Source organism: Rhizobium jaguaris (genome assembly GCF_003627755.1).
GTDB classification, from domain to species: Bacteria; Pseudomonadota; Alphaproteobacteria; order Rhizobiales; family Rhizobiaceae; genus Rhizobium; species Rhizobium jaguaris.
Window position 1 is genome coordinate 616,537 of the sequence record NZ_CP032695.1, and the last position, 16,746, is coordinate 633,282.

Here is a 16,746-nt window from a genome sequence, read left to right on the forward strand (position 1 = left end):
ACTCGCGCCCTCATTCGAAAAACCGGAGGCTGAAATGAACAAATCCATCATGAGCAGGACGGCATTGGCCATCGCGATCGCATTGTCCGCATCGACAGCCCTGCCGGCCACGTCCTACGCGGCGAAGAAGGTTGTAGCCACACATAAGCTCGTCGTCCCGCAGGTCACCTATCACACGGTGGACGTCGACGGGACGAGCGTGTTCTACCGTGAGGCCGGCCCAGCAGATGCACCCGTCGTGCTCCTGCTTCATGGATTCCCGACGTCGTCCCACATGTTCAGGAACCTCATCCCGATCCTCGCCGACAAGTATCACGTCATAGCGCCGGACTATCCAGGCTTCGGCCAGAGCGAGGCGCCCGATCACACCAAGTTCGCTTACACCTTCGGCCATTACGCCGATATCGTCGACGGCCTTCTCGGCAAACTGAACATCAATGAATACGCGATGTATGTGATGGATTACGGCGCTCCGGTCGGCTACCGGCTGGCGCTCAAGCACCCCGACCGCGTATCGGCGCTGATCGTCCAAAACGGCAATGCCTACGAAGAGGGTCTCAAGGAGTTCTGGGATCCTATCAAGGCCTACTGGAAGAGCGACACGCCCGCCAACCGCGAGGCCTTGTCGATGCTCGTCGCGCCCGAGACGACTAAGTTCCAGTACACCGACGGAATGAGCGACATCACGCACATCGATCCAGACAACTGGGGTCATGACCAGCCCTTGCTCGACCGTCCAGGCAACAAGGACATCCAGCTCGACCTGTTCCATGATTATGGCACCAACGTCCCACTCTATCCGAAATTCCAGCAGTTCTTCCGGGACAAGAAGCCGCCGACGCTGATCGTCTGGGGAAAGAACGACAAGATCTTCCCGGCCGACGGCGCGTCTCCCTACCTGCGCGACCTGCCGCACGCCGAGATGCATCTGCTCGACACCGGCCACTTTGCACTCGAAGACAAGCTTCCGGAGATGGCGCCGATGATCCATGATTTCCTCGATCGAAAGCTGAGTCGGAACTAGATCGAGGCACGCCACCACGCGAGCCTCCCTGCGTGGTGGCACTCCCGTCCAATCGCGATCTCCTCAACCGATGGAGCTACAAATGAACAAGCACGGCTACAATATGTCACGACGTGGATTCTGCCTCTGCTGCCTCGGTGGCGCGACCTTCGCCACCACCGGCGGCTGGCTCACTCCGTCGCAAGTATTCGCCGCCGCCAAAAGCCTCGTTGTCCAAATCCGCGAGGCTGCCGCTGCGGCAGATATCACCACAACCAATCTGCGGGGCGGCATCAGTGCGTTGTCCGGTTCCGGGGGCAACATGGGCGTCCTGGTTGGAGACGAGGGCAAAGTCCTCGTCGACGCCGGCATCACGGCCACGCGTCCGCGCATCGAAAAGGCGCTCGCCGAGCTCGGTTCGCAGCCGATCAAGCACCTCATCAACTCGCATTGGCACTTCGACCACACCGACGGCAACGAATGGCTCAATTCAGAAGGCGCGATGATCATGGCCCATCCGAACTCGCTGAAACATCTGACCGTCGCTACCCGCGTCGTCGATTGGGACTTCGACTTCCCGGCGTCGCCGAAGGGAGCGCTGCCGACGAAGCTGATGGAGGGCGACGAAGAGACGCTGAAGTTCAGCGGCCAGACCATCGCGCTGAGGTACTATGGCCCCGCCCATACCGACAGCGACATCTCGGTGTTCTTCCAGGAGGCGAACGTCGTCCATGTGGCCGATACCTTCTGGAACGGCGTCTACCCCTTCATCGACTATTCGACCGGCGGGAGCATCGACGGACAGATCAATGCGGCCGAGGCGAACGTCAAGATGGTAGACGACCAGACGATCGTCATTCCGGGGCACGGCGAGATAGGCAACAAGAAGGACCTGATCGCCTGGCGGGACATGCTCGTCGGCAGCCGCGAGAACATCGCCAAGCTGAAGAAGGACGGTCGCAGCATGGAGGAAACCGTCGCCGCCAAGCCCACCGAGAAGTGGGATCCCGTCTTCGGAAACTGGGCGATCTCGCCGGCATTGTTCACCCGCCTTGTTTACGAGGGCGTCTGAGAGGAAGCTCCTCGCGGCGGCCTCAATCCGCCGCTCCGCAGGGAGGGCAGGCCGCCGTGGAGACCGAAAAGCATATCTCGAGCGACGTCGCCTTTTCGCCGTCGGTGAAGGAGATCCAGACAAGGAAGGGATCGCGCCGATCCTACGCCCGCGTCGAGGAGCGCGGCGGATGGGCGACTGCCATCACCCCTGATCTGAAGGATTTCATCGAGAAGCAGATCAGCATCTTTATGGCCACCGCCAACAGGGAATGCCAGCCGTATATCCAGCACCGGGGCGGCCCGCCAGGGTTCCTCCGTGTGCTCGACGAGACCACGCTTGGTTTCGCGGACTACATCGGCAACCGCCAATACATCACGCAGGGAAACCTCGCCGACAACGACAAGGCGCAGCTTTTCTTGATCGACTACGGCAGCCGGTCGCGGGTGAAGATCTGGGGGACGGCCCGTGTTGTCGAAGACGATCCGGCGCTCCTCGATGAGTTGATGCCGAAAGGGTACCAGGCCAGGCCGGAGCAGGTGATCCTTTTCCATGTCGAAGCCTGGGATGCAAACTGCCCGCAGCATATTCCGCTCCGGTTCGAGGCTGACGAAGTGCTGAAGGCGATCGAGAGCAGGGACTCGCGGATCAAGGAACTGGAGGCGGAGATCGCCACACTGAAATCTGCGGCATCTTCCGGCGTTCGATAGTCTCACTCAAAGGATTCCGATATGAGCCGCCCGCCACTGCCTCCTTTCACCCTGCAGTCCGCGATCGAGAATGTGCGGCTGGCGGAGGACGGCTGGAACACCCACGATCCCGTGAAGGTCACCCTCGCGTACAGCGTCGACAGCCATTGGCGGATCCGCGCGGAGTTCGTCGTCGGCCGCACGGCGATCGAAGCATTCCTCGCGCGCAAGTTGGCGTAGGAACTCGACTACCGTCTAATCAAGGGACTGTGGGCGTTCTCCGGAAATCGGATCGCCGTGCGTTTTGCTACGAGCATCACGCGATAGGAGAGGCTTCGGGACTTTTTGCATCGGTACTCGGGGCTGAGATAGTTCTGACGAACCTCGGCAAGCTCGATCTTCGAACCGACTACGGCATGCTCCGTCTGGAGGCAGTATTCGGGCCTTTCGTGAGTTTGGGGTTCGAGCAGAGGCAATGCATCGGCGTCTGCCACCTGGGTGGACGCATCCACCTCTCCTATACGAGCTTCGACCCACGCCCGGCTATTCTTCAAGAGTTGCGGATCGCTCTTGCGAGGATGACGGAGGCGGAAGGGTAAAGCTGAACGTGCTTCCCTTGCCCTTCTTAGTCGTGACCCAGATATGTCCTCCATGGGCCTCGATGATGGATCGGCAGATCGAGAGCCCCATGCCGATGCCAGTCGCCTTCGTTGTAAAGAACGCCTCGAACGCCCGGTCGGCCGTATCTGGATCGAGGCCGACGCCGTTGTCCGACACGCTCACCTGCGCAAGCCCGTCGCTCTGAAGTCTGGTGACTACGTGCAATACCCTTCGCTCGTCTTCCAGCGTCGTCATTGCATCCGCGCCATTCATGACCAGGTTGATCAGCACCTGCTGGAGCTGGATGCGATCGCCATTGACCGCGTCCGCGGCACCGTCATAGGCAGCCTCGACAACGACGCCTTGCTGACGGAGCTCGCTCTTCGTCAAATGCAGCACTTCCTCAATCACGCCCCGGATGCTCAATGGTTCAACCTTCGGCCGCGAATTCCGTGCGAGAGCAAGTATCCCGCTCAGGACCGCGCCGGCGCGGTGGCCGTCTCGGAGAACCCACCCGATAGCCTCCGAGGCTTCCTCGATGTTGGGAGATCTGCTTTCGAGCCAGCTCAAGGCTGCGGCTGCGTTTGTGACGATCGCCATCAGCGGCTGATTCATCTCGTGCGCCACGGACACGGCCAGTTCCCCGATCGCGGTCAGACGGCTCATGCGAGCAAGGTCCTCCTTGGATTTGCGCAGAGCTTCCGCGGTCTCGTTTCGTTGGGTCATGTCCCGGAACACCAGCACCGCGCCCTTCATGTCGCCACGAGAGTCGATGATGGGCGCTCCGGACAGGTCGACTATCGATTCCGACCCGGCCCTGGATCGGAGGGTGTACTGGTTGCCGATTGCGAGATCGACCTCGCGGCCGAGTATCTCCGACACCGGGTCGGCGACGACTTCGCGCGCCTCGTCGATCAGCTGGAATACTTCTGCCACCGATTTCTCCGCGGCATCTTGCTGCGTCCACCCTGTAAGCTTCTCCGCTACCGGATTGATGAATATCAGATGACCTTTGTCGTCCGTCGATATCACCGCGTCGCCGATACTCGACAGCGTCGCCGCGTAACGCCGCTCGCTCTCCTGGATCCGATCCTGCGCGACCTTCAGGTCCTCGACATCGATGTTAATGCCGTACCAACGGATTACCTTGCCACTTTCGTCTCTGATCGGCACTGCCCGTATGAGAAACGTGCGCGAAGAGCCGTCGCGGCCTACCATGCGGGACTCGGTGCCTCCCGCTACCTCTTCGGTTCGCAGCCGCGTCCAGATGGTGTCGACGCGCGCCCGATCGTCCGGATGGAAGACACGCATGTAACCAAAGCCGACGGACTCTTCCTCGGTAAGGCCGAAGTAAGTTGACCACTGTCGATTGACTGCCTCGAGGATGCCGTCCGGTTTCGTGTGCCAGGCATGGGCGGGAAGCATGTCCCATGAAAGGCGGAGCTCCCGCTCGGCTAGACGCGCTCTTTCACGCACTTGCCCGAGTTCGGCGTCCGATGTCGCCTTCGCGATCCGGACGGCGGCATAAGTGGCCAGGATTTCGAATGCCTCGGTTTCCTCCGCGTCGAACGCCGCGATCGAGAAGCTCTCCAGCTCCAGGATGCCAAGAATGCGCTCTCCAAACTGTAGCGGCACTAACAAGGAGCAAGCGAGACCCTCTCCAGCTAGGGCGTGGTTCGTCATCGCGACCGGTTTCCGGGTCTCTGAAAGCGACGAGATGACCGAAGCGGGAACACTTGGGTGCGAGCCGTCTTCGGAAAGAAAGACCACCTCCGCCCGTCCGACCTTGCCGCACCCCAGACAGGCCGTCGCGAGCGCATCGGCGATCCTATCGCGGTCCGCATCGACGGACAGCGCTCGGAGCATTCGCAGGCCTGCCGTTGTGTCCATGACGAGGTCCGCCGGAGGTGCACCCGACCGCCAGAGTAGCAGGCCCCGAGATATGGGCAAGCTGTCCTCGATTTCGTTAAAGTACGATAGCGGGCGCCCGGAGGCATATGCTTCTCGACAGGGAATGAACCGGGTGCCTTAATGCAGGAAAGCCATCGAAATGGAGGCGGGCATGGATGAAAAGTATCCGCCGCTGTCGCCGCTCAAGACGGGCGTCCGCGGGATCGCCACCGTCGAGGAGGCGGCGGCCGGCATCGTCTTCCTCGCAAGCCCGGCGGCTGGCAACGTGACGAGTTCTGTGCTCGACGTGAACGGCGGGTATCTCGCCTAGAAAAGGCGGCGTCTCCTGGACCAGACTATTTCGAAAGACCGTCATTGGTCGAAACGCAACAATCACGGCGTTCGATAAATGAGCGGCGGACGTCACGCGCGTGAGGACCGGGTGCCGCCGGAAGCTGCCTCATCCGTCAAACTTCTGGAGGATCGCTCAAATGACATTGGGGTCCGCTATACCTCTTACAAGACGAGATGCTTTGTTGGCGGGCTCCGCTGCCGCGATCGCGCTGGCAGTCGCCCCGACCGCCTCAGCCGCCACTAAACCGAAACAAACACGAACGGAGGATAAGTTCATGGGAACTGTAAAAGTGAAGGACGGAACCGAGATCTTCTACAAGGACTGGGGTTCGAAGGATGCGCAGCCGATCGTCTTCCACCACGGCTGGCCGCTGAGTGGCGACGACTGGGACAACCAGATGCTCTTCTTCCTTAGTGAAGGATACCGAGTTATCGCGCACGACCGTCGCGGCCATGGCCGGTCCTCGCAAAGCCGGACTGGTCACGAGATGGACACCTACGCCGCCGACGTTGCAGAAGTGGCGGAAGCTCTCGATCTCAAAAAAGCGGTCCACATCGGTCACTCGACCGGAGGCGGCGAAGTCGTCCATTACGTCGCGCGGGCAAAGCCGGGCAGGGTTGCCAAGGCGGTCATCGCGGGCGCAGTCCCTCCGGTCATGTTGAAATCCGACAAGAACCCCGGCGGCCTTCCGATCGACGTCTTCGACGGCTTGCGCAAAGCACTGGCCGCCAATCGCGCGCAGTTCTACATCGATGTACCGACCGGCCCGTTCTACGGCTTTAATCGCCCGGACGCCAAGATCTCGCAGGGTCTGATCGACAACTGGTGGCGGCAGGGCATGATGGGCGCCGCTAACGCCCACTACGAATGCATCAAGGCTTTCTCGGAGACGGACTTCACCGAAGACCTGACGAAGATCGAGGTGCCGGTATTCGTGATGCATGGCACGGACGACCAGATCGTCCCCTACCAGGATGCCGCCCTCCTGTCGGTCAAGCTTCTGAAGAACGGGACGTTGAAAACGTACGATGGATATCCGCATGGGATGCTGTCGACGCATCCGGAGGTGCTGAACCCGGACATCCTGGCATTCATCAAAGGATGACATGAGAGGCGGGGCCAGCAAGCGTTGACCCCACGACTCCAATAGGCTGTTGCCGTCCTCCGACATCCGGCCCCATCTTCGCTGTCAACTCTTCTCACGCAGACTCACAAGCGCTTGCTGCAACTCCTTAGCCTTCTATCAGTCCCGAGAGTACCTTCGCAGCCATCACAACAGGTCACGTCACCATAGGAGATGAACATGCGACTCCAGGGAAAGATCGCCGTCGTTACCGGTGCTAACAGCGGCATCGGCCTTGCGACCGCCAAGCGATTTGCAGAAGAGGGCGCTCGCGTCTTCATGACCGGCCGGCGCAGGGAGCAACTCGATGCGGCCGTCAGCGAAGTCGGTGCGAACGCCCGAGGTGTCCAAGGCGACATCGCCAACCTCGGCGATCTCGATCATCTTTATGATATCGTGAAGGCCGAGGCCGGCCATCTGGACATCGTGTTCGCAAACGCCGGAGGAGGGGAGTTCGCACCGCTCGGCGCGATAACCGAGGAGCACTATGACCGGACCTTCGCCATCAACGTCAAAGGCACGCTTTTCACTGTTCAGAAGGCATTGCCGCTCCTGAAGGACGGCGGCTCCGTCATCCTGACCGGTTCGACGGCGGCGTCGACGGGCATTCCGGCGTTCAGCGTCTACGGCGCGACGAAGGCTGCCATCCGCAGCTTCGCCCGGAACTGGATCCTTGACCTCGCTCCACGCGGCATTCGGGTGAACGTGCTTGCGCCCGGCGCGACGTCGACGCCTGGCTGGCACGATCTTGCGACGTCGGAGGATATGAAGAAGGAGATGATGCGTCTGACCTTGGCGGGTATCCCCCTGGGGCGCATGGGCGATCCACGCGAAATCGCCAACGCCGCACTCTTCCTTGCCTCGGACGAAAGCAGCTTCGTCAACGGATGCGAGCTTTTCGCGGACGGCGGGTCGGCGCAAATATAGGCTTCGCCGCCTCACTGTGGGCGCCGGATTTTTTTTGCATCGCCATTGTCGAATGTTCTAGGATCGCGAGCCGGCTCGAAGCAAGGCCGATCGGAGCATCGTGATGGACGTGTCTCGATACCAGCGCCAGCTTCTGCGAGAGGACGACAGCTTCGTCCTTTACCGCGGCATTTCCGGGGATGGAAACACCTCCGTCCTTATGAAGGCTTCGGTTTCGATCGGCGCCTCACACGAAGGAATGCAGCGCCTCGAGCGTGAAATGTCTCTTGCGGATCGGCTGGATTCAGGGTGGGCGGCGAAACCGCTCGCTCTCGAACGCCACGACGGACAGACCTACCTCCTTCTGACGGACGGCGGCGGCATGCCGTTGAGCAACTCCGTAGAAGCGGCCCTCGATATCGGGACCTTCCTCTCCGTCGCGGTGAACGCCGCCGCGGCTCTACGCAAGGCACACGCTCGGGGCATCGTCCACAAGGATCTCAGACCCGACAACGTGCTCGTCGACGCTTCGGGAAAAGTATGGCTCACCGGCTTCGGCATCGCCGGTCCAACCCGGCCTGCGGGCGAAGCATCGGGAGGTTCCCAGGGATTCCAACGAAATTCGCTGCCCTACATCGCCCCCGAACAGACAGGCCGGGTAAAGCGCTCGATCGACGCCCGTAGCGATCTCTACGCGCTGGGCGTGGTGTTCTACGAGATGCTCACGGGGGATCTGCCGTTCGTGGCCGTCGATGCGGTGGAATGGGTTCATGCGCATGTCGCGCGACGGCCGATCCCTCCACATCAGCGAAACGAGGCCGTTCCGCCTGTCCTGGAGCGCATCGTCCTCAAGCTCCTTGCCAAGAGGCCGGAGGACCGATACCAGACCGCGGCGGGTCTCGAAAGCGATCTCCAGAGATGCCTCGACAGTTGGAACTCGACCGGTCGCGTCGCCGATTTCGAAGTGGCCTCCAGTGACGCTGCAGACCGTCTTCGAGTGCCGGAGGGATTGTATGGTCGGTCACGTCAGATAGGCACCATCAGGGCGGCTTTCGATCGGGTGAGGTCGCAAGGCGCTACCGAGGTCGTCCTGGTTTCCGGCCCGGCGGGCGTCGGGAAATCGTCCGTCGTGCACGAGCTGCGAAAGTCGCTGGCCCAGACCGGCAGCCTGTTCGCATCCGGTAAGTTCGACCAATACACGCGCGACATTCCCTATGCGACGATCGCACAGGCATTCCGAGGTGTCGTCCGCCAGATGCTAGGTTCCGGCGACGCCGACCTGGAGCGTTGGAGAAAAGAACTCGTCGAAGCCTTGGGGCCGAATGGCCGGCTTATGATCAATCTCGTGCCAGAACTCGCCCTGATCATCGGGGAGCAGCCGCCGGCCCCCGATCTTCAGCCTCACGAGGCCAAAACAAGGTTCCATCTCGTCTTTCGGCGGTTCATTGCAGTTTTCGCCCGTCCCGAACTCCCGTTGGTGTTGTTCATCGACGACGTCCAGTGGTTGGACGCAGCCACGATCGAGCTCATCGAAACGATCACTCTCGATCAAGAGGTGAGGAACCTGCTTCTCATCTGCGCCTACCGCGACGACGAGGTTTCACCACAACATCCGTTCAATGCGACGCGGGGCTCGATGCGGGAGGACCTCGACAAGCTTGGAGAATTGAAGCTGGGCCCGTTGACTCCTCAGGACGTCGGAAGTCTGCTGGCCGACATGCTGCGCTCGGACGCGCGCTCCGTCGGGCCCTTGGCCGGTCTCGTGGTCGACAAGACGGAAGGAAATCCCTTCTTCGTGCTGCAGTTCCTCGCCTCCATGGAGGAGGAGGAACTGATCGTGTTCGACGCCGACAGGGGCGTGTGGCGATGGGACGCCGACCGAATACGGAATACTGGCGTCACCGACAACGTGGCCGAACTCGTTGCTTCCAAACTTGGTCGCCTCCCTCGTCTGACGCTGGAAGCCGTCAAATTGCTGGCCTGTCTGGGGACTGGGGCGTCACTGGCGACATTGAGCATCGCATCCGGTAAGCCCACAAGGGAGATCGTGGCGATCCTGTGGGAAGCAGTTCAAGCAAGGTTTCTGCTGCGTGTCGACGATGCCTTCGTGTTCGCTCACGACAGGGTGCAGGAAGCGGCCTACCTGTTGGTGCCGGCAGCCGATAGGCCGGTCGCCCATGTCCGGATCGGGCGCGCGTTGATGTCGAGCCTGACATCGTCGGGAATTCAAGAGCGCATATTCGAGGTGATCGATCAATTTGACCGAGGACTTGGACAGGTCACCTCGGACGACGAACGCGAGCAGGTCGCCGAACTCTTCCTTGAAGCCGGGATTCGCGCAAAGACCTCCGTCGCTTATCCGTCGGCGCTGAGGTATTTCCGCACAGGTCTGGGCCTTCTGAAACCATCGCACTGGGAAAAGCGCTATGACCTCATATTTCCACTCGAACTCCAGCAAGCGGAATGCGAATACCTGACAGGTGATCACGTTGTCGCCGACGACCATCTTCTCGAGTTGTCTCTGCGGGCTGGGAACCGCGTGGACGGCGCGGCGGTGGTGCGCCTTCGATCGTCGCTTTACGTTACACTCGGAGATCAGGCGAAGGCGGTCGACGTCGCTCTCACCTATCTTCGCGACTTCGGCATCGAGTGGTCTGCCCATCCGACCGAACAGGAGCTGCGGGTGGCGATCGAGGCGTTGCGCGGATTGCTCGCGGACCGTCCGATCGAAGATCTCGTAGACCTTCCAAGAATGACGGACCCCGATTGGCTCGCCGCGATGGACGTCCTCGCTTACACGATCCTTCCGGCAATCTTGACCGATGGCAATCTCGAAGACTTAATCTACACGCAGATGGTCTCGCTCAGCGTGCAGCACGGCAATTGCGACGCCTCCTGTTATGCCTACGTGTCGATCATGGTGGCGTTGGGCCTTCGTTTTGGAGACTACGATTCCGGCGGCCGCTTTGGCGACGTGGGCCTCGCACTCGTCGACGGTCACGGGATGGACCGCTTTAAGACGCGAACCTATACCTGTTACGCCTGCTTCGTTGTTCCCTGGAAAAGACATCTTCGCATATCGGAGACCTTCAGCCGGAAGGCCATCGAGGTTGGCGTCGCGGCCGGTGACCTGGTGTTCATCGTCACGACCGCGCAGATGCTGGTTTCGCATCTATTGGTCGCAGGCGCCGACCTTACACTGGTGGAGGAGGAGGCCGAACGGTTTCTGGCGTCGGCCCGGAGGACCGGGTTCAGCCTTGCCGCGGACTCTGCGATCGGCCAGCTACTTCTTATTCGCGAGCTGCGCGGGCTCGACGGTCCGGACACGCCGGAGGGCTCGGTGCTTCCGGACAAGAGTTCGTATCACCGGCATCTGCAGGACGCTGGCGCGCAGCTCGTGCTTCCACTCGCCTGGTATTTGATCCAGCAGATGCAGGCGCGTTATGTTGCGGGCGACTACGTTTCGGCGATCGAGGCCGAGCGCGAAGCTCGCAGCGTCGTGCAGGCCACCAGGTCTTTCATCGACATCGCCGAATACCATTTCTACGCCGCACTTATTCATGCGGCCGCCTGCGATGCGGCAATCGGCGACGACCGGCGAGAGCACTTCGAGGCGATACGGCGGCACCAGAAACAGATCGACACATGGGCCGAGAGCGGCCCGGAAAACCATGGCAACCGTCGCGCCCTCGTTGCCGCCGAAGTCGCCCGGCTCGAAAACCGCGACATGGATGCACTCGGGTTTTATGAGGAAGCCGTTCGCTCGTCGAGGCAATACGGCTTCATTCAGAACGAAGCCATGGCGAATGAACTGGCGGCGCGGTTCTGCCTGGATCGCGGCCTGAAGACGAGTGCCAGCGCATTCATGCGCAACGCGCGGTCCTGTTATCTGGCATGGGGTGCGAACGGAAAGGTCCGTCAACTCGATCTCGAAAGTTCAGGTCCGAACCCGGACGTAAACGGGAAGAGGACAATCCTCGGCTCCGAGACGCAACAACTTGATATGGCCGCCGTTCTGACGATGTCTCAGGCCGTTTCCGGCGAGATCGTTCTCGACCGCCTCGTCGAGCGTCTGATGATCACCGTGGTTGAACATTCCGGGGCGGTCCGGGGTCTGCTTCTCCTTCCGAAGCGAGCAGAGATGCGCATCGTCGCCGAAGCGCTCACCAACGACGAGGGCGTTGCGGTCAGGCTCGAGGGGTTCGAGAGGAAGCTTCCGGAAACGATCATCAGCTACGTGACCAGGACACAGGAGGTCGTGCTTCTCGACGACGCCCGGAGGGCGGAGCTGTTCTCATCCGACCCATACGTGGAAGAAGTCGGTTCAAGTTCGATCCTCTGCCTTCCGCTGGTAAAGCAGAAGCAACTTGTCGGAGTACTCTATCTCGAGAACGGACTGTCGTCCCACCTCTTCACCCAGGACCAGGTGGCCGTACTTCAGCTTCTTGCTTCCCAGGCAGCGATCTCGCTCGAAAACGCCGCTCTCTTTCACGAAGCACAGGAAACGCACGAACGTGCCCGCCGCGCAGCGGAAGAGCTTCGACTGTCATACGACATGATCCCGGCGCTGGCCTGGAACAGCCGTCCGGACGGGTCGATGCTGGTGTTCAACAAGCAATGGCACGATTACACCGGGATACCGCCGGGTGACTCGCTCGACAGCGGCTGGGCGAGGTCGATACATCCCGACGACGTCCAGAAGGTCGCCCAAAAATGGGGCGAAGCTCTGGCGGCGGGCGAAGCCGGCGAATTCGAAGGGCGGATTATTCGCTATGATGGAGTTGCTCGCTCCTTTCTTATTCGTGCGACTCCCATGCGCGACGAGCACGGCAACATTCTCAAATGGTACGGCACCAATACGGACATCGACGATCTCAAGAGGATCGAGGAGGCTCAGGAGCTGCTGGCCCGCGCCGGACGACTGACGGCGTTGGGCGAGCTCACGGCATCGATCGCGCATGAGGTCAACCAGCCTTTGATGGCCATCGTGATGAACGCAGCGACCTGCCTGCGCTGGCTGAGCGACGACCAGCTCGACGTCGAAGAGGCCCGGCAGGCAGCCGAGCGGATCATCCGGGACGGCCATCGCGCCGGAGATGTTATTACGGGTATCCGCGCGCTCGCAAGGAAGTCGCCGTTGGCCATGGAGGAGGTCGACGTGAACGCGATGATCGAGGGGGTTCTTGTCCTGACCCGCGGTGAGCTGCAGCGGCATGGCATAAAGCTCGAAACCGAACTGGATATGAATACGGGATCGACAGTGGGGGATCGCACCCAGTTGCAGCAGGTCGTCCTCAACCTGATCCTCAATGCGGTCGAGGCCATAGGATCATCCGAAAGCAGACCGCGGCGCCTGCAGGTGCGGTCCGGGAAGTCGCGCGACGGGAATCCCCTCGTCGAGGTTGCCGACAGCGGACCCGGTGTGGACGCGTCGACGATGGAGCAGATCTTCGACGCGTTCTTCACCACTAAATCGGGAGGTCTCGGCATGGGTCTGTCAATCTGCCGCTCGATCGTGGAAACCCATGGGGGCCGTCTCTGGGTGACTCCGAACGAACCGGAGGGAAGCGTGTTCTCGTTTACGCTGAGGGCGGCGCAGGACGCGTATTGAACGCGAGGATGACGGTGACGAGCTTCGCCGCGACGTCGCTTAGTTCCTCGGCAATCCAGGCCCAACGCTGCACGTATCAAGAAGAGGATCGTCCGTCTCGGGAGTTGATCGACGGGGTATATGATCCCTGCGAACTGGAACGGTTACCGGTCACTGCCGCGAAAACAACAGCCGAACGACGCCACCCGGCGGAATTGGCGTCGGCGTCCCGCACCCGGTAATCGCATCGATAGGGCGCTCCGCTCGTCATCGCGGCGTGAAGCTCCAGCGCCACCATCGATAGATCGTCAGGATGATTGCGGCTCAGATAGGCTGTCATCCTCTGGCCACCCAAGGCGGATTCGGCATTAAACCTGAAGAGCCCCGCGATCGCACTGTCACCGAACACGAGATCCGACCGCACGTTCCAGGTGAAGATGCCCGCTTCGCCCACCTCCTTAGAACTGGTGCAGCGCAACTTATTCACGATCATTGCGGGATTGCAATCACAGAATGTGATCGGATTTTTCTACTCGCGCAGATATCGAAGTGCAACTTCCGGACGATCGCTCTCACAACATCTCACGGGAAAACACTCGCGTTTCTCGCTTCGAGGCGGCAAGATCCTCGAAGTTGATCGAAGGAGACCGACATGACTTCCAAGAAGGCTGTGCTTGCACCCTACGTGCTCGCTGGTGGTTTCCACAAGCTCTGGCACGGGGGCTTCGAAATCACTGTCCTCAGTGACGGCTACATCACCCTGACGTCGGATATCCTCATGCCCGATGGCGATCGGGAAGAAACGCGAAGCATTCTCGGTCGGCTCGGCGGCGACGCCGACAGCGCCCCGCTACAGACAAACATCCCGCTCATCCGCCACGGAAACGATCTCATTCTCGTCGACACCGGGGCAGGCGGCAACTTTCAACCAAGCGACGGCCGGCTCGCCGAAAACCTGTCTTCGATCGGCGTCGATCCCGCATCCATCACCAAGGTCGTTTTCACGCACGTTCACCCCGATCACTCCGGCGGGACCACGAAAGCTGACGGATCACTCTTGTTTCCGAACGCGCAGTACTTCGTCAACGAAGCCGAGTGGTCGTTCTGGACGGATCCCGACTACGAAGCGAAAATGCCGGAACCGCTGCATGTGTTCGCGCGCGGCGCCCAGCGCGATCTGACTGCCGTCAGGGACAGGCTGACGATGGTGGAGCCCGGAGACGAGATCGTTTCAGGAATGAACGTGGTTAGCACCCGCGGGCATACGCCGGGGCACATTTCGCTGGAGCTGGCGGGAGATGGAAACCTGCTAATCGCCGGCGACGTCATCCCGAACAACATCGTTTCCTTCGAGAATCCGGGGTGGCACTTCGGTTTCGATACGGAGCCGGAGATCGCATTGGCGAACAGGGCGGCTCTGCTGGACAAGGCTGCGAACGAGAAACTTCGGATGCTCGGATACCATTGGACATACCCGGGCGTTGGGTATGTGGAGCGGAACGGGGCGGCGTATCGGTTCGTCAGAGGGTGAGTTTCTGGTTTTGAGCTTGTGCTAACCGCTGCGAGCACAGGAGTGACCCACGAAGGACGACGAGGTAGGTAAAGTCACGCGACTTGAACGAGTTCGCGTCTCGCGAGTTGTTTCTTTCGTTCAATAAACCGTTAATTGACTGGTAGTCCGTTCCTGTTATGTTCATCTTATCCAGACTCAGCGAGTAGTCATGCAACCGACGTTCAGATACATTATCATCCGCAGGGCGGCTTTTATTATATTGATTTTGAAACGTTTTTCCGATTTCCTGGGATTTCCCTCCGTTGCACCATGAAGCCCGAAGACCTCGCGTCTTTTCGAAGCCTGCCCAAAGCCGAGCAGGATGCTGTCGATGCTATCGGCATCGGACAGTGGGCGGACTGGGAGCAAGGAAACGCTGCGTCTACAGCCGCCGCCGCCGGGCACCAAGAGGACGTCACACGACTCGATGGCGGCCAAGTCCTGCAGATTTGCGAATGTCAGGTTGTCCGCCGTGATCGGCTGTCCTCCAAGCGAGGCCACTTGAATATTCAGGTCGGGGGTCCGCGACAGAAACTGGTGGGGGCCTGTGAAATCGAGTTGGGTCACCCCGTCGTATACCGGCATTACAACAGTGATTGGTTTTGACATGATCTGGTCTCCTGAGCGCAAACTACAGCACGAAACATTTGACCAAAAGGTCATAGTTCCCTATCTTTCAGCCATGCACAGAATCGGCTTTTACGTTTCTTCTGGGTTCCAAATGCTCGACCTCGCGGGGCCAGCGGGAGCGTTTGAAGCCGTAAATCAGCAACTTGGAATCTCCGCCTATCGCATCCAGGTGCTTGCAGCGATTGAGGGTGTTGTAGCAAACAGCCTCGGTATGGCAACGCCTGTCGCATCGCTTGATGACGCCGAGCTCGACACCCTTATCGTCATCGGCGGACCGATCAACCAGCCGCCTTCGGCAGACACACAACGCCGCATCGTGGAGGCTTCCAAGCGAAGCCGTCGCGTGGCTAGCGTTTGCACCGGTGCGTTTACCCTCGCTGCCGCAGGACTGCTGGATGGTCGTCGAGCGACGACGCATTGGCAATATGCGGCGCGCCTTCAGCGGGACTACCCGTCGATACATGTCGAGGTAGACCGCATCTTCTGTCGGGACGGCGACGTCTGGACTTCAGCGGGTATCACAGCAGGCATCGATCTTGCGTTGACACTGATCGAGGACGACCATGGTTTTGCGGTCGCCAAGGGCGTAGCGCAACATCTTGTAGTCTACCATCGCCGCCACGGCGGACAGTCGCAATTCGCAGCTTCCGTCGATCTGGCACCCAGGAACGATCGGCTTGCAGCGGCCCTCGGTTATGCCCGCGACCACATCGCAGAAACGCTCACGGTCGAACGTTTGGCAGAGATAGCGGGTATGAGCCTCCGGCAGTTCGGCCGCGTATTTCGCGCGCAAACTGGCACCACACCGGCCCGCGTAGTGGAACGCCTTCGAGTCGATCTGGCTCGAGGTCGCATTGAGACGACCACCGAACCTGTCGAACGCATCGCTGAGGCGGTCGGCTTCGGCGATGCGGAAAACATGAGACGGGCCTTCATCCGCATCTACGGGCAGCCGCCTCAATCGATCAGGCGCGCGGTGCGAAGTTAAAGTTGCGGTTCCACCAGTCGAAGCTGCCGCAAACCGATAAGCAGGGAGGTGCGGGGCATCGGATTGTTTGGTGCTTCCTATAGAACCTCGAACACGTTGTAGATTGGGCCGTCTGGGAGGCGGTGCCCCGTGCCTACCGCGATGATATCGTTGAGCCAAGTGTCGCTTTGCACTTCTGTGGTTGCCGCCCGTTTTGCAAGAAGTTTCTGACCTTTTGTGCGTGTGATCGAGTGCGGTCTTCTGTCAGGCCTTTCGTTGCGACGCTTCCAAAGGCCGCCGGCCGGTATGGTGATCTGCGGAGCGGGTCCAAATCTTAATTCCGAGCTTGCATGCTCAAAGTGCCAAACTGGTTTTCCCGTCCCGATCGGT

The 16,746-nt window shown here is 60.4% G+C and carries 12 protein-coding genes and 1 pseudogene; 10 read left to right on the forward strand and 3 right to left on the reverse strand.

Going from position 1 to position 16,746, the window contains the following annotated elements; genetic code table 11:
* Positions 1 to 49 precede the first annotated feature (49 nt).
* From CCGE525_RS25055 to CCGE525_RS25070, 4 genes and pseudogenes are all read left to right on the forward strand, one after another.
* Entirely contained in the window at positions 50 to 1,024 is a 975-nt protein-coding gene (locus CCGE525_RS25055; protein ID WP_425375929.1) for an alpha/beta fold hydrolase, read from the forward strand.
* A gap of 82 nt (positions 1,025 to 1,106) precedes the next feature.
* Entirely contained in the window at positions 1,107 to 2,075 is a 969-nt protein-coding gene (locus CCGE525_RS25060; protein ID WP_120707051.1) for an MBL fold metallo-hydrolase, read from the forward strand.
* Positions 2,076 to 2,131: 56 nt separating this feature from the next.
* Positions 2,132 to 2,764, forward strand: coding sequence for a pyridoxamine 5'-phosphate oxidase family protein (locus tag CCGE525_RS25065; protein WP_120707052.1), 633 nt, complete (start codon positions 2,132 to 2,134; stop codon positions 2,762 to 2,764).
* A 21-nt stretch (positions 2,765 to 2,785) separates the two neighbouring features.
* Positions 2,786 to 3,052 (forward strand): annotated as a pseudogene (locus CCGE525_RS25070) (DUF1348 family protein); the annotation flags it as partial.
* 234 nt (positions 3,053 to 3,286) lie between these two features.
* Here CCGE525_RS25070 and CCGE525_RS25075 read toward each other — a convergent pair.
* The gene (locus CCGE525_RS25075; RefSeq protein ID WP_120707053.1) at positions 3,287 to 5,233 is read right to left on the reverse strand and encodes a PAS domain S-box protein; all 1,947 of its coding nucleotides are present in this window, start codon (positions 5,231 to 5,233) and stop codon (positions 3,287 to 3,289) included.
* A gap of 172 nt (positions 5,234 to 5,405) precedes the next feature.
* Here CCGE525_RS25075 and CCGE525_RS25080 point away from each other — a divergent pair, with 172 nt between their 5' ends.
* The 4 genes from CCGE525_RS25080 to CCGE525_RS25095 all read left to right on the forward strand — a co-directional run bounded on the left by CCGE525_RS25080 (position 5,406) and on the right by CCGE525_RS25095 (position 13,228).
* Entirely contained in the window at positions 5,406 to 5,564 is a 159-nt protein-coding gene (locus tag CCGE525_RS25080; protein ID WP_205587510.1) for a hypothetical protein, read from the forward strand.
* A 298-nt stretch (positions 5,565 to 5,862) separates the two neighbouring features.
* Positions 5,863 to 6,693, forward strand: coding sequence for an alpha/beta fold hydrolase (locus CCGE525_RS25085; protein WP_120707054.1), 831 nt, complete (start codon positions 5,863 to 5,865; stop codon positions 6,691 to 6,693).
* Between the two features lie 192 nt (positions 6,694 to 6,885).
* Positions 6,886 to 7,638, forward strand: a complete 753-nt coding sequence (locus tag CCGE525_RS25090) for an SDR family NAD(P)-dependent oxidoreductase (protein WP_162950296.1) — start codon at positions 6,886 to 6,888, stop codon at positions 7,636 to 7,638.
* Positions 7,639 to 7,741: 103 nt separating this feature from the next.
* Complete coding sequence (locus tag CCGE525_RS25095) at positions 7,742 to 13,228, forward strand: AAA family ATPase (RefSeq protein WP_120707056.1); 5,487 nt, start codon at positions 7,742 to 7,744, stop codon at positions 13,226 to 13,228.
* A 76-nt stretch (positions 13,229 to 13,304) separates the two neighbouring features.
* Here the strand turns inward: CCGE525_RS25095 and CCGE525_RS25100 are convergent, their stop codons facing one another.
* A complete protein-coding gene (locus tag CCGE525_RS25100) occupies positions 13,305 to 13,700 on the reverse strand; it encodes a PAS domain-containing protein (protein ID WP_120707057.1) in 396 nt (131 codons plus the stop codon).
* A gap of 159 nt (positions 13,701 to 13,859) precedes the next feature.
* On the opposite strand from CCGE525_RS25100, the gene CCGE525_RS25105 reads away from it, so the two are divergent.
* Entirely contained in the window at positions 13,860 to 14,738 is an 879-nt protein-coding gene (locus CCGE525_RS25105; RefSeq protein ID WP_120707058.1) for an MBL fold metallo-hydrolase, read from the forward strand.
* Positions 14,739 to 14,915: 177 nt separating this feature from the next.
* On the opposite strand, the gene CCGE525_RS38790 is transcribed toward CCGE525_RS25105, so the two are convergent.
* Positions 14,916 to 15,368 (reverse strand): type 1 glutamine amidotransferase family protein, encoded by a 453-nt coding sequence (locus CCGE525_RS38790; RefSeq protein WP_205587511.1) that lies wholly within the window; start codon positions 15,366 to 15,368, stop codon positions 14,916 to 14,918.
* A 73-nt stretch (positions 15,369 to 15,441) separates the two neighbouring features.
* Here CCGE525_RS38790 and CCGE525_RS25115 point away from each other — a divergent pair, with 73 nt between their 5' ends.
* On the forward strand, positions 15,442 to 16,377 hold the full coding sequence (locus CCGE525_RS25115; protein ID WP_120708615.1) for a GlxA family transcriptional regulator: 936 nt from the start codon (positions 15,442 to 15,444) through the stop codon (positions 16,375 to 16,377).
* Positions 16,378 to 16,746: the final 369 nt, after the last annotated feature.